The sequence below is a fragment of the Streptomyces sp. NPDC001717 genome, assembly GCF_042892775.1.
In the GTDB taxonomy this organism is placed as follows: domain Bacteria; phylum Actinomycetota; class Actinomycetes; order Streptomycetales; family Streptomycetaceae; genus Streptomyces.
Window position 1 is genome coordinate 1 of record NZ_JBIAUK010000030.1, and the last position, 12243, is coordinate 12243.

Consider the following 12243-nt stretch of genomic DNA (forward strand, 5'->3'; position numbering starts at 1 on the left):
CGCGCGCGCGCGGGGCGCCCGGGGGGGGGGGTGGCCGCCCCCCCCCCCCTGCGCGCCCCCGGGGGGGGGCCGGCGGGGCCGGGCGCGCGCCGGGGCCCCCCCCCCCCCCCCCCGCGTCGCGGACGGATCCTCACTCGATCTCGTGCGTCCAGCTCGTGCACAGGGCCCAGATGATGAACACGTCGACCGCGATGATGATGATCGACCACCAGGGCTGGTACGGGAGCCACATGAAGTTGGCGATGACGCTCAGGCCCGCGAGGCCGATGCCCGCGCCGCGGGCGACGTTCGATCCCGCGAACAGGCCCAGTCCGGTGAGGACGAGGAGGATGCCGATGATGAGGTGGATCCATCCCCATGCCGTCAGGTCGAATTCGAAGACGTAGTTGCCGATGCGCGCGTACACGTCGTCATTGGCAATGGCTCCGATGCCCTGCAGGATCCCGAGGCAGCCGGTGACGAGGAGGAGGACCGCGGCGAATACCGTGCCTCCCCTCCCGGCGCCGTCGCCTGGATCTCCGCTGTACAGCGGCGTGCTGCCCGGCGCAGGGCCGGTGTTCCAGTTCCCCCCGGTCGGAGTCGGCTGACCCATGGAACTCACCTCACAGTTGGCGGTAGTGCGCCGGACCGTTCTTCTCCTCGTCAACGGTCGCCCGACGGACCGCTCCGGGTGATCACCCGGAGCGGGTGGTCTTCGGTTCAGACGGGCAGCTGGCGCATTTCGAGCACCCGCAGACCCAGGGACCGGAAGCGGGTGAGGAGTCCGTACAGGTGGGCCTCGTCCGCGACGGTGCCGAGGAACAGCGTCTGTTCCCGGACGGGGATCCTGTCGAGCTCGGGGAAGTTCGCGGCGAGTGTCTCCGGCACCACGCCCGAGATGCGGAATTCGTAGCGCATGGGGCACACCCACTTCTCTCGAACGGCTGACACCCGGCTCCACAACGGCCTCACCTGCCATCCTGTGCCTCCGCGCAGCGGCACGGCATCCCCCGGTGCGGGCGAGAAGCCTCAGAGCAGGCCGAGGTCCTGGGCGCGGTGGACGGCCTCGCTGCGGCGGGTGACGGAGAGTTTGCGGTAGACGCTCTTGAGGTGGGTCTTGACGGTGTTGGCCGACACGAACAGCTCGGCCGCGATCTCCGCGGTCGACAGCATCCGGGCGGCCTGCCGCAGCACCTCGGTCTCCCGCGGGCTCAGCGGCTCCAGCAGGAGCGGCCCGCCGGCCGGGGAGGCGCCCGCGTGCGCCGGGCTCCGCGAGAGCAGCCAGCCGTGGACCCGTGCCGGCTCCGGGTCCTGGCGCAGGACGCGGCGCACCCAGGGACCGCTCTCGGCGAAGATCCGCCGCAGTTCCTCGGGCCGGGCGAGCCCCAGCGCCTCGGCGAGCCGTCGGTGCGCCTCCTCGACCGCCCCGTCCGCGGCGGCGGCCTCCGCACGGAGCAGGCAGGCCCGGGCCCGTACCGGCGCCCTGAGGGCGTCGCCCGCCGGGAGGTCCGCCAGCGCCTCCGTGGCCTCGTCGGCCCGTCCGGCCGCGAGCAGCGCCCGGGCGCGGGCCACCGCGTGTTCGGGCCGGTCGGCGGCCGCGGCGTCGACACCGTCCAGGGCCGCGAGTGCGGCCGCGGCGTCACCGTGGGCCAGGTGGACGGCCGATTCGGCCGCGGCCAGTTCCGCCAGCGCCCACACCTGCGGCCGCGGCGGGGCCCCGGCCGTGCCCGCCGCGTGCAGGGCCCCGATGGCGGCGCGTCCGTCGCCCTCGGACGCCGCGATTCGGGCCCCGATGACGGCGGCTTCGACCGCGGCCACGCGCTCCGGCCGGGGCCCGGCCGCGGCCGTCGCCAGGTCGAGGTGGTCTCGGGCGGCCGCGATGTCGTCGTGCTCGGTGGCGACGCCCGCGAGGACGAGGTGGGCGACGCCGGTCCGCCGCTCGGGCGGCAGCGCGGACTGCTCGGCGACGGCGAGCGCCGCGCGGGCGTGCTCGGCCGCCTGCCGCAGCCGGCCGCCCCTCAGCTCGGTCAGGGCCAGCGAACCGAGCGCGTCGCAGAGCGGGTACTCCGTCCCCGGTGCCCCGCAGGCGTCGACGGCGGCGGTGAGGACGGTCTCGGCGCGCTCCAGGCGCCCCGCCCCGAGCTCGGCCGCGCCCAGGCCCGCCAGCATCAGCGCGCGGATCTCGGGGCGTTCGGCGAGCAGCGGCCCGGGCAGCTCGCCGAGCAGGTGGTCGGCGTCGGCCGCCGCCCGTTCGGTGGCCGCCAGGTCGTCGGCGAGCCGTCCCGCGAGCACACCGACGAAGGCGCGGGTGAGCCTGGCCTCGGGGCCTGATTCGACGGTGAGGTAGGCGTCCGCGCGCCGCAGCCCCGCCTCGCACCCGGAGAGGTCCTGGTCGGGGAGCCGGCAGGCCGCCGCGACCAGTGCGGGCGCCGCGCCCGGCGTACCGGCCGGCATCTCGGCGAAGACCCGGCCCAGCTGGTCGGCCTCCAGACCGGTGAAGAGCCGTCCGATCGCCAGGGTGTCGACGAGTTGCCCGGAGGCGAACTGCCAGTCCCCGCAGGCCGCGGCCTGGGCCACGGCCTCCGGGAGGCGCCCGGTCCGGGCGAACCAGCGCGCCGCCCGCCCGCGCAGCTGGGGTTCGAGGCCCGGCCGGCGTTCCCGCAGGTGGGCGCGGAGGACTTCGGCGAACAGGGGGTGCAGCCGGTACCAGGCCGAGGTCTCGGTGCGTTCCAGGAAGGCGTTGTCGCGGGCCAGTCCGGCGAGGGTCCGGGCGGCGTCGTCCCGGCCGGTCAGCGTGTCCGCGAGGTCGGGGTGGACGCGGTCCGTGACGCAGGCGCGCAGCAGCAGGTCCTGTGCGGGCCCCGGTTGGGCGTCGAGCACTTCACGCAGGAGGTAGTCGGCGATGGTGGTGCGGTCCGCGGCGAACTGGCGCAGGAACGCCTCGGGGTCGGCGCTGCTCTGCATCGCGAGCGCGCACAGGCGCACTCCCGCCGCCCAGCCCTCGGTCCGCTCCATCAGCAGCCCGATCCCCGCGTCAGAGACCGCCAGCCCGTGCTCGCGCAGCAGGGCCTCGGCGTCCTCGTCGGTGAACCTGAGGTCGTCGTACCGTATCTCCGCGATCTCGCCCGCCGCGCGGTAGCGGTGCAGGGGCAGCAGGGGGTCGGTCCGGCTGGTGAGGACGATGCGCAGTCCTTCGGCGGCGTGCCGCAGTACGAAGTCCAGGCCCTCGGTGACGTCGGGCGCCTCGGCCGTGTCGAACTGGTCGAGGACGAGGACGGCGGGCCGTTCGGACCCGGCCAGTGCCTCCGCCAGGCGCACGAGGAACGACCGGGTGACCCCCTCGGCGCGGGTGGGCCGGCCCACTCCGGCGGGCAGTACGGCCCCGCTGCGGTCGAGGGCCTCCAGGACGTACGCCCAGAAGGCACCTGGAGCGTCGCCCGGCTCCACGGTCAGCCATGCGGTGGGGCCGGGCACCGTGCCCTCGGCGACCCAGTGGGCGGCGAGGACGGTCTTGCCGGAGCCGGCCGGGCCGTTGACGAGGGTGAGCGGCCCCTCCACTCCGGCCGTCAGGCGCTTGAGCAGTCCGCTGCGGTGGACGAGGTGCTTCGGCACGGCCGGCACGGTGAACCTGACGGTGAGCATGGGGTCACCGGTCGTCGCCGGGATCCCTGGCACCGGAGGTACGGCCTGTGATCGTCCCACGCCTCCACTGAAGCCGGGATCGGTGGTGATCACCAGTCGGGTCACCTGGCGGGGGTGATGCGCGGCCCGCGGCGCCCTCGGCACCGGACTCCCGGTCCCTCCCGCCGGACGCCCCGGGCTTCACCCCCGCGGGGTGAGGCGGCCTCCCCGCCCCGCGCCACATTCTTGGAGCAGTCCCGGTGCGGGCACCACGATCGACGGGAGAACCGCATGAACGGCGCGACGCTGTACCTGGCCTACGACTATCCGGTGCTGGGCGTGTTCTGGAGCACCCTGATCATCTTCATCTGGATCCTGTGGTTCATGCTGCTCTTCCGGATCATCGGGGACATCTTCCGCGACGATGACCTGGGCGGCTGGGGCAAGACCGGATGGACCGTGTTCGTCGTCTTCCTGCCCTTCCTCGGCGTCTTCGTCTACCTGATCGCCCGCGGGCGCGGCATGGGCATGCGCGAGATGCAACGGGCCCAGCAGCACGAAGCGGCCTTCCGCTCCTACGTGCGCGAGAGCGCCGGGACCCCGACCAGCCATGCCGAGGAGCTGTCCAAGCTCGCCGACCTCAAGAACCGCGGCGACATCACCGCCGCCGAGTACGAGCAGGCCAAGGCGAAGGTCCTCGCGAACTGAGGGCCGCCGCCGGGGACGCACGGAGCAGTACGCTCAAGCTTGTGAGGAAGGACATCGGACATGGAAGTGGGACCTGTCGAGTACGTGGTCATCGCCTTCCCGGGGAACCGGTTCAGCGGTGAGATCGCCCCGGAGCTGAAGGCGCTCGTGGCGAGCGGCACGGTGCGGATCCTCGACCTCACCTTCGTCAAGAAGGACGCGGACGGAGCGGTCACCTACATCGAACTCGACGCGCTGGAGCCCGACGAAGCCTCGGTGTTCGACGACATCGAAGGCGAGATCGGCGGCCTGTTCAGCCACGAGGACCTCGAACTGATCGCCGAGGACCTCGTACCGAACTCCGCGGCGGCGATGCTGGTCTGGGAGAACACCTGGGCGGCCGGCATCACGAGTGCCATCCGCAGGGCCGGCGGTGAACTCGTGGCACACGAGCGCATTCCGGCGGCCGTGGTCGAGAAGGCCTACGAGAACGCAGCATGAGGGAAGGGTGAGGACCATGCTAGGACGTCGCCTCGCGCGAGGAGGACGACCGGGGATCGTCGGTGTCGCCGCGCGCACCGCCGTGGTCGCCGGCACCGCGACGGCCGTGTCCGGCCGTGTCGCCCGGCACCAGGCCGAGCGGGCCGCCGCTCAGCAGGTCGTCGAACAGCCCGAGTACGCCGCCCCACCGGCCGCCCCGCCGGCCGCCGCACCGGGCGGGATGACCGACGAGACGCTCGACGCTCTGGAGCGCCTGGGCAAGCTGCACGAACAGGGCGTGCTCACGGACACGGAGTTCGCCGTCCAGAAGGACCGCCTCCTGCGGGGCTGACCCACCTCGGCGGCACCGGTCACGGTCGGTGGCCGGTGCCGTCCCGCATGAACGGCCGGCGTGGGGGCACCCGCTCCGTATGCCCCCGCGCCGAACAGCGGCGCGGGATGCGTCATCGGAGGTGGGTCATGGCTCCCCGGGACGTCGTCGAGGTCATCCTCGAGGACCACCGCACGATGGAGGACCTGTTCCGCCGGATGCGGAGCGTCGAGGCCGACCGTGCGGGGGCACTGGAGAAGTTCTCCTCCCTGCTCATCGCACACGGCGAGGCGGAGGAAGCCGAGGTCTACGGAGCGCTCAAACGCTTCCGGGGCGTCGACGACGAGGAGGTCGAGCACGGCGAGGAGGAACACGCCGAGGGCAACGAGGCGCTCCTGGCCCTGCTGGAGGTGGACGACGTCGGCTCCGAGGAGTGGGACGAGCGGCTGGAGGACCTGGTCCGGGCGGTCTCCCACCACGTGGACGAGGAGGAGCGGACGATCCTCAACGGTGCCAGGGAGAACGTCCCCGACGAACGGCGGGCCGAGCTGGGCGGCGCCTTCCTGCGGGAACGCGAACAGCAGCTGCGGTCCGGCTGCGGCAGCGTCGAGAACGTGCGCCGGATCGTCGGGAAGTGAACGCCCGGTACCGGCCGGGTTCAGGACATCGGGTTGTGCCCGGCCGGTACCGCGTCGCGGGGTGCGACGGGGCCGGGCGCGGTGCCGTCGCCGAAGGGGCGCCCGCCCAGGTCGGCGCGGCCGTGCGGGGTGAGCCAGGCCGCCGGCTCGGGGCCGGCCGGCACGATGCCGGCCGGCACGATGCCGTTGGGGTTGATGTCGTCGTGGACCAGGTGGTAGTGGCGCTTGATGTCCTCGAAGTCGACGGTGTCGCCGAAGCCCGGCGTCTGGAACAGGTCCCGCGCGTACGCCCAGAGCACCGGCATCTCGCTCAGCTTCTGCCGGTTGCACTTGAAGTGACCGTGGTAGACGGCGTCGAAGCGGACGAGCGTGGTGAACAGCCGTACGTCCGCTTCCGTGATGGTGTCGCCCACGAGGTAGCGGGAGCGTTCGAGTCGGGCCGACAGCCGGTCGAGCCGGTCGAAGAGCCGGGTGTACGCCTCCTCGTACGCCTCCTGGGTGCCGGCGAAACCGGCTTCGTAGACCGCGTTGTTGACGTCCCGGAAGACGACGTCGTTCACGTCGTCGATGTGCGCCCGCAGCGCGGGCGGGTAGAGCTCCGGCGCCCGGGGGCGCTGGTACGCCGTCCACTCCAGTGACATGTCGAGCGTGATCCGGGGGAAGTCGTTGGTCACCACCTTCCCGCTCGGGACGTCCACGACGGCCGGCACCGTGATCCCCCGGTCGTAGCCGGGGTCACGCGCGAGGTAGGCCTCCCGGAGCCGGGAGATGCCGAGCACCGGGTCGCGCCCGCCGGGGTCGAGGTCGAAGGTCCAGCTGCGCTCGTCGTGCACCGGTCCGGCGACCGCCATGGGCAGGGCCTCCTCCAGCCCGAGGAGCCGCCGCACGATCGTCGCCCGGCTCGCCCAGGGGCAGGCCCGGCTGACGACCAGGCGGTAGCGGCCGGGCTCCACCCGGTATCCGTCGCCGCCGTCGGCGGTGATCCGGGTGGTGATGTACCGGCTGTCACGGGTGTACCTCTTGCCGCTGCTCACGTAACCATGCCCGGCGCCTACCCGCTCCGGCGCTTCCCACCGCGGCGCGGCCACGGGGTTTCGGAGGTGGGGAAACGGCAAGGCGCCACCTGTGACGCCCGGGTCCCGTACACGCGGGCCTGTCGCCGCGAATGAGCGAGGCCCCATGAACAGTTCCCCCTTCCTCCGGCCGGGCCGGCCCCGCGGGTTCCCTTCCCCGGAAGGCCTCGCTCCGCCGACGCTGACCGAAGGGCCGCTGCCCCGGGACCACACCCAGGCGATCCTGGAGGTCACCAAGCACGTGGCGGTTCTCCTCAAGCAGTCCGGGCAGCCCTTCGCGCTCGCCGGGAGCGTGGCCGCGTTCGCGCACGGAGTGCCCGCCCGCTTCCAGCACGACACGGACTTCTGCGTGCGCCCCGAGGACGCCGAAGCGGTCATCGAGACGCTGGAAGCCGGTGGCATCGTCCTGCGCAGGGCTCCTGAGGACTGGCTGGTCAAGGGCAGCTCCGACGGGGAGGAAATCGACCTGATCTTCGAGCTGGCCCGGAAGCCGGTCAGCACCGAGCTCCTCGACCGGGCTGCCGTGAAGGCCGTGGACTCGGTCCGGATGCCGGTCCTCGCGCCTACCGACCTCATGGACAGCCGGCTGGCCGCCCTGTGCGAGCACTACTGCGACTTCGGCGACCTCCTGCCCATGGCGAGGATGCTGCGGGAGCAGATCGACTGGAACCGGCTCGGCCGAGCCCACCGGGCCGATCCCCTGCCCGACGCCTTCCTGTACCTCCTGGAACGGCTCCGCGTCATCGACCCCCGCGAGGCGACGCCATGACGAACACCGACACCGTCGAATACCGCGTCGAGCGCCTCCGCAGCCGCTTGGCGCGAGAGGACGTGTCCGAGTTGGGCGTCCGCGTCGAAGTCCGCGGAGCGGGGTTGCTGCTCAGCGGGTCCGTCTCCGACCAGGACACCCGCGCGGCCGTCCTGCGGATCGCCGCGGAGGAACTGGCGGGTCTGCACTGGCAGGAGGACCTGACCGTGAACCACGCGGAGCCTCCCTTGCACGCCGAGGAGTTGTCGTGATCCGCGTCGCGGCCGTCGGCGACATCCACCTCGGCCCCGGCAGCGCGGGCATGCTGCGCCCGGCCTTCGACACCCTCGCGGACCGCGCGGACCTGCTGCTGCTCGCGGGGGACCTCACCCGGCACGGCACTCCGGAGGAGGCCCGGGTCGTGGCCCGCGAGGTGTCCGGGCTGCCGCTGCCCGTGGTCGCCGTACTGGGCAACCACGACTACCAGAGCGACCAGCAGGACCTGGTCGCCGCGGAGCTGGCCGGGGAGGGCGTCCGCGTCCTCGAGGGCGAGGGCGTGGCCTTCGACATCGGGGGTACGAGGGTCGGCGTCGCGGGGACCAAGGGATTCTGCGGAGGCTTCGCCGGGCGCAGCGGGAGCGAGTTCGGCGAGCCGGAGATGAAGGCGTTCATCCGCTACACCCGGAGCTGCGCGGAGGCCCTGGGGCGGGCCCTGTGCGAACTGCGCGACGAGGGAAACGAGCTGCTGATCGCCCTCACGCACTTCTCGCCGGTGCCGGACACACTGGCGGGCGAACCGCTGGAGATCTACCCCTTCCTCGGGAGCTATCTGCTCGCGGAGGCCGTGGACGAGGCGGGTGCCGACCTCGCCGTGCACGGGCACGCCCACCTCGGCACGGAACACGGCACCACGGCGGGTGGGGTACGGGTGCGCAACGTCGCCATGCCGGTGATCGACCGCGCCTTCGCGCTCTACTACCTCACGCCCGGCAACGGGCACGGGTAGGCAGCCGGTCGGCCTCCACCCGTTTGAGGACGCGGGTTGAGGGCAGGCGCGGCGTCGAACGTCCGACCGAGACAGACGGCCCCCCGGAGGATTCGATGTCCACCAGCACACTTCTCGCCATAGTCATTCCGGTCGCCGTCGTCGTGATCCTCGCCGGCATCGCCGTGTGGATGTTCCGGCGGCGGCGCCGGCTGCAGGACCGGTTCGGTCCCGAATACGAGCGGACCGTGGAGAGCACGGGAAGCAGGCGCGCGGCCGACACGGAGCTGCACCAGCGCGAGGCCCGGCACGACGACCTCGACATCAGGGAGCTCCCACCCGAGGAGCGGCACCGCTACACCGAGGCCTGGGCGACCGTCCAGCAGCGGTTCGTCGACCGCCCGGAGGGCGCGGTGTCGCAGGCGGACGACCTGATCACCCATGTGATGCGGGACCGCGGCTACCCCACCGACGGCTACGACCAGCAGCTGCGCGAACTGTCCGTCGAACACGGACGCACCCTGGAGCACTACCGCGCGGCGCACGAAGTCAACGAACGCAGTGGCAAGGGGCAGGCAACCACCGAGGAACTGCGCGGGGCCATGGTGCACTACCGCGCGCTCTTCGACGAACTGGTCGGAACGGCGAGGTGACCGGACATGCATGAGGACGAGGAACGGCGCCCGGAGGAACGGGGCCTGACCACGGAGCAGTTCGCCCGATCCGGCGACGAGGAGCGCCCGCTGTACCCGGGCGAGGCGACCGCCGACGACACCCGCGGGGCGGACCGCGGCGAGCAGCGGCAGGAGGCCGACCTCACGGACGCGGAGGAGTCCGCGTACGGGTCCGCGTACGGGGACGAAGGCGCGGCCTCCCCGGACGGGGCGTCCGCCCCCGAAGGGGAGTCCGGACAGGAGGCCCTGCTGCCCGAGCGGGAGGCCGAGGGGTACCGGAACGCCTGGGGCGAGATCCAGGGCCGCTTCGTCGACGATCCGCAGGGCGCGGTACGCGACGCCGACGGCCTGGTCGCCGAGGTCATGCAGACGCTGGCCGGGGTCTTTTCCGAGCACAAGAAGGAACTGGAGAGCCAGTGGCGGCAGGGTGAACAGGTGGCCACCGAGGAACTGCGGCTGGCACTGCAGAAGTACCGGTCGTTCTTCGGCCGGCTGCTGCGGACCTGACGCCACGGGAGAACGCCCCCGCCGGGCCCGGGGGCGTTCTCCTGTGCGCTGGGTGGCCGTCGGCTGCGGTCCGTGTCTCCGCCCGGGATGCGGTTCGGCCGCCCGCACGGGGGCAGGCGCCGGGCATGACGTTCACGCACCCCGCGAAGAAGGGCGACCCGAGGCGGCTCGGTCGCTTCGAGAAGCTGGCCGAACTCGCCTCGAACTTCACGAGCTCCGCCCTTTTCTCGTGCCTGTGCCTCCTGCTGGTGGCGGGGTTCGCCACCGTGCACCTGTTCCACCTGCCGATGGAATGGCAGCACCTCGCCGGTGACGCCATGGGCGCGGTGTCCCTGCTGCTGCTGGCCCTGCTGAAGAACTCCGAGCGACGGGCCGAGCATGCGATCCAGCGCAAGCTGGACGCCATCGCGCACGCCCTCTTGGAGCAGCGGGAAGGCGCGTGGAGTTCGGCCCGCCGTGAGCTGGAGGACGCCATCGGGATCGACGAACAGGAGTAGGAGGCGAGAGTCGCATGGAATGGACGACAGAGCCCGAACCGCAGGGCCCCGCACCCGTGCCCGAGAGCCCGGATCCGGTTCCGCGTGATCCCGGCACCCCGGATCCCGACGAGCGCCCGCCCGGGCCCCCGCACCCGCCCCCCGAACCGTCCCCCAGCGAGCGTCCGGCAGTCCCGGAGCCACCCGACTGACCGCAGGGAGCACCTGATGAGCGAGCGGGAACGAGAGCCGAGGAGCGATGAGGACGCCCGTCGGGCGGCGGACGAGGCCGCGGCGGGCCCTCCGGGAGGCACCGGCACGGATGACGCCGGAGCCGGGGGCCACACCGCCAAGCAACAACGGACCGGGACGGGGCGGGAGGAACAGATCCGCCCTTACTCCGAGGGCGCGGACGACGAGCGCTGAGACCGCGGCCCGTCCCGGCCGCCCCTGCGCCATTCGGCGGGGGTGCGGTGTGGCGGCGGGCCGGGTGCGGGAACAGATCCCGCCGTTCCGCCCCTCGCCGATCCACGCCCGTCGAAAGGTCCCCCCATGCACTTCACGCTTCGTAAGGACCTCGGGCTGCTCGGCCTGCGCCTCGCGGCAGGCGGCGTACTGATCGCGCACGGTACGCAGAAGCTGTTCGGCTGGTTCGGCGGCGGCGGCATCGACGGCACCGCCCGGGCGATGGAGCACATGGGCTTCACTCCGGGCAGGGAGAGCGCCATCGCGGCCGGGCTCGGCGAGGCGGGTGGCGGTGCGCTGCTCGTACTGGGGCTCGCCACCCCGGCGGCGGGCGCCGCGGCGGCCGGCGCCATGGCGGGCGCGGTCTCCGTCCACGCGCCCGCGGGCTTCTTCGCCCAGGGCGGCGGCTTCGAGTATCCCGCCTTCCTCGGCTCCGTCGCCGCCTGCCTCGGCGTCACCGGGCCGGGGCGGCTCTCGCTCGACCACGTCAGCGGGCACAGGCTCGACCGTCCGGCGTTCATCCTGGTGGCTTTCGGTCTCAGCGCGGCGGCCGCGACCGTCGTGGTCAGGCGCCGCATCGCCGCGATGGAACCCGCACCGGGCACGGACGAACCCGCCGCCGGATCCTGAAAACGCGCGCGTGACCCTGTGCCAGGGCGGTGGGCCGCAGCCAAGGCAGTGCCCGCGACCGGGCGGCGGCCCATGGCCAGGGCCGCAGCCGGTGGCCGGAGTGGCGGCCTGGGGCCAAGGCGGGGGCTGTGGCCCGTGGCCCGGGCGGTGGTTCGTGGCCGGGGCGCGGCTCCTGCGCTCGCGCCCCGTACTCTCGGTCTGCCCGCGTCAGGCCCGCTCACACCCCCGCGGCGCCCGTCTTCCCGGCCCGGCCCGCGTCCGGCGGATACGGTGGTGGAATGGAACAGCGGATCAGCCTCGTCACCCTGGGCGTCGCGGACCTCGCCCGCGCCAAGGCGTTCTACGCGGCGCTCGGATGGCGCGGCACCGAGGTCGAGGAGACGGTCTTCCACCAGGCGGGCGGTCTTGCCCTGGTCCTGTGGGACCGGCGGAAACTGGCTGCCGACTGCGGGCTCCCGGAGGCCCCCGCGCCCAGCGGCTTCGGCGGCATCGCCCTCGCGCACAACGTTCGCACGGACGCCGAGGTCGACGCCCTCCTCGACGCCGCCGCGAAGGCCGGCGGCACCGTCACCCGGCCCGCCGCCGTCAACGCGATCGGCTTCTACTCGGGCGTGTTCACCGACCCCGACGGCCACGCCTGGGAGGTCGCCCACAACCCCGGCTTCACCCTGGCCGAGGACGGTTCCCTGGTCCTGCCCGATTTCACGGCGGACGCCTGACGCCCCCCACCAAAATGACGTGCCCCGCGGCGAGTTCGCTCACTAGACTCGCCTCACGCGCTGCCGACAGGGCATCGCGCGCCTCATGCCGAGTGAAGAGAAAGGGGAGCCGAGCCATGTGCGTTCACCGCACCGCCGCCTTCGCTCCCCGGTCCCGGTACGACGTGATCCCGGTGTCTCGGAGCGTGCGGTGCCGGCCGCGCGGCCGTCACCGTATGCCCGTGACGCAC

General features: G+C 73.1%; 17 protein-coding genes. 13 read left to right on the forward strand and 4 right to left on the reverse strand.

The features are described 5' to 3' along the window. Window positions 1-130: 130 nt before the first annotated feature. The 3 genes from ACFYZL_RS32520 to ACFYZL_RS32530 all read right to left on the reverse strand — a co-directional run bounded on the left by ACFYZL_RS32520 (window position 131) and on the right by ACFYZL_RS32530 (window position 3621). Window positions 131-592, reverse strand: coding sequence for a hypothetical protein (locus tag ACFYZL_RS32520; protein WP_384746292.1), 462 nt, complete (start codon window positions 590-592; stop codon window positions 131-133). Between the two features lie 107 nt (window positions 593-699). Next, on the reverse strand, window positions 700-897 hold the full coding sequence (locus ACFYZL_RS32525; RefSeq protein ID WP_384582447.1) for a hypothetical protein: 198 nt from the start codon (window positions 895-897) through the stop codon (window positions 700-702). A gap of 111 nt (window positions 898-1008) precedes the next feature. Next, window positions 1009-3621: a LuxR C-terminal-related transcriptional regulator gene (locus ACFYZL_RS32530; protein WP_388683969.1), complete on the reverse strand. Its 2613-nt coding sequence runs from the start codon at window positions 3619-3621 to the stop codon at window positions 1009-1011. A gap of 270 nt (window positions 3622-3891) precedes the next feature. Between ACFYZL_RS32530 and ACFYZL_RS32535 the strand changes: the two genes are divergently transcribed. The 4 genes from ACFYZL_RS32535 (at window position 3892) to ACFYZL_RS32550 (ending at window position 5736) form a co-directional block, all read left to right on the forward strand. Next, a complete protein-coding gene (locus ACFYZL_RS32535) occupies window positions 3892-4308 on the forward strand; it encodes an SHOCT domain-containing protein (protein WP_384582451.1) in 417 nt (138 codons plus the stop codon). Between the two features lie 60 nt (window positions 4309-4368). Next, window positions 4369-4788: a DUF6325 family protein gene (locus ACFYZL_RS32540; RefSeq protein WP_384746290.1), complete on the forward strand. Its 420-nt coding sequence runs from the start codon at window positions 4369-4371 to the stop codon at window positions 4786-4788. Window positions 4789-4804: 16 nt separating this feature from the next. Continuing rightward, on the forward strand, window positions 4805-5119 hold the full coding sequence (locus ACFYZL_RS32545) for an SHOCT domain-containing protein (RefSeq protein ID WP_384746289.1): 315 nt from the start codon (window positions 4805-4807) through the stop codon (window positions 5117-5119). Between the two features lie 128 nt (window positions 5120-5247). Further along, window positions 5248-5736 (forward strand): hemerythrin domain-containing protein, encoded by a 489-nt coding sequence (locus ACFYZL_RS32550; protein WP_388683972.1) that lies wholly within the window; start codon window positions 5248-5250, stop codon window positions 5734-5736. Between the two features lie 20 nt (window positions 5737-5756). Here the strand turns inward: ACFYZL_RS32550 and ACFYZL_RS32555 are convergent, their stop codons facing one another. Further along, window positions 5757-6770 (reverse strand): glutathione S-transferase family protein, encoded by a 1014-nt coding sequence (locus ACFYZL_RS32555; RefSeq protein WP_388683974.1) that lies wholly within the window; start codon window positions 6768-6770, stop codon window positions 5757-5759. 145 nt (window positions 6771-6915) lie between these two features. On the opposite strand from ACFYZL_RS32555, the gene ACFYZL_RS32560 reads away from it, so the two are divergent. The 9 genes from ACFYZL_RS32560 (at window position 6916) to ACFYZL_RS32600 (ending at window position 12013) form a co-directional block, all read left to right on the forward strand. Further along, entirely contained in the window at window positions 6916-7578 is a 663-nt protein-coding gene (locus ACFYZL_RS32560; RefSeq protein ID WP_384746287.1) for a nucleotidyltransferase family protein, read from the forward strand. Beyond that, on the forward strand, window positions 7575-7829 hold the full coding sequence (locus ACFYZL_RS32565; RefSeq protein ID WP_388683977.1) for a BON domain-containing protein: 255 nt from the start codon (window positions 7575-7577) through the stop codon (window positions 7827-7829). Before ACFYZL_RS32560 ends, ACFYZL_RS32565 begins: the two co-directional genes overlap by 4 nt. Continuing rightward, on the forward strand, window positions 7826-8563 hold the full coding sequence (locus tag ACFYZL_RS32570; RefSeq protein ID WP_384746285.1) for a metallophosphoesterase: 738 nt from the start codon (window positions 7826-7828) through the stop codon (window positions 8561-8563). The genes ACFYZL_RS32565 and ACFYZL_RS32570 overlap by 4 nt, the downstream gene beginning before the upstream one ends. Before the next feature lie 95 nt (window positions 8564-8658). Next, window positions 8659-9195: a hypothetical protein gene (locus ACFYZL_RS32575; RefSeq protein ID WP_384746284.1), complete on the forward strand. Its 537-nt coding sequence runs from the start codon at window positions 8659-8661 to the stop codon at window positions 9193-9195. 6 nt (window positions 9196-9201) lie between these two features. Then, on the forward strand, window positions 9202-9723 hold the full coding sequence (locus ACFYZL_RS32580; protein WP_384746283.1) for a hypothetical protein: 522 nt from the start codon (window positions 9202-9204) through the stop codon (window positions 9721-9723). Between the two features lie 125 nt (window positions 9724-9848). Further along, window positions 9849-10220 carry a low affinity iron permease family protein gene (locus ACFYZL_RS32585; RefSeq protein WP_384746282.1) on the forward strand — a complete coding sequence of 124 codons (372 nt, stop codon included), beginning with the start codon at window positions 9849-9851 and terminating at the stop codon, window positions 10218-10220. A gap of 207 nt (window positions 10221-10427) precedes the next feature. Beyond that, a complete protein-coding gene (locus ACFYZL_RS32590; RefSeq protein ID WP_384746281.1) occupies window positions 10428-10625 on the forward strand; it encodes a hypothetical protein in 198 nt (65 codons plus the stop codon). A 126-nt stretch (window positions 10626-10751) separates the two neighbouring features. Then, a complete protein-coding gene (locus ACFYZL_RS32595; protein ID WP_384746280.1) occupies window positions 10752-11294 on the forward strand; it encodes a DoxX family protein in 543 nt (180 codons plus the stop codon). Window positions 11295-11572: 278 nt separating this feature from the next. Beyond that, a complete protein-coding gene (locus ACFYZL_RS32600) occupies window positions 11573-12013 on the forward strand; it encodes a VOC family protein (RefSeq protein ID WP_384746279.1) in 441 nt (146 codons plus the stop codon). Window positions 12014-12243 lie beyond the last annotated feature (230 nt).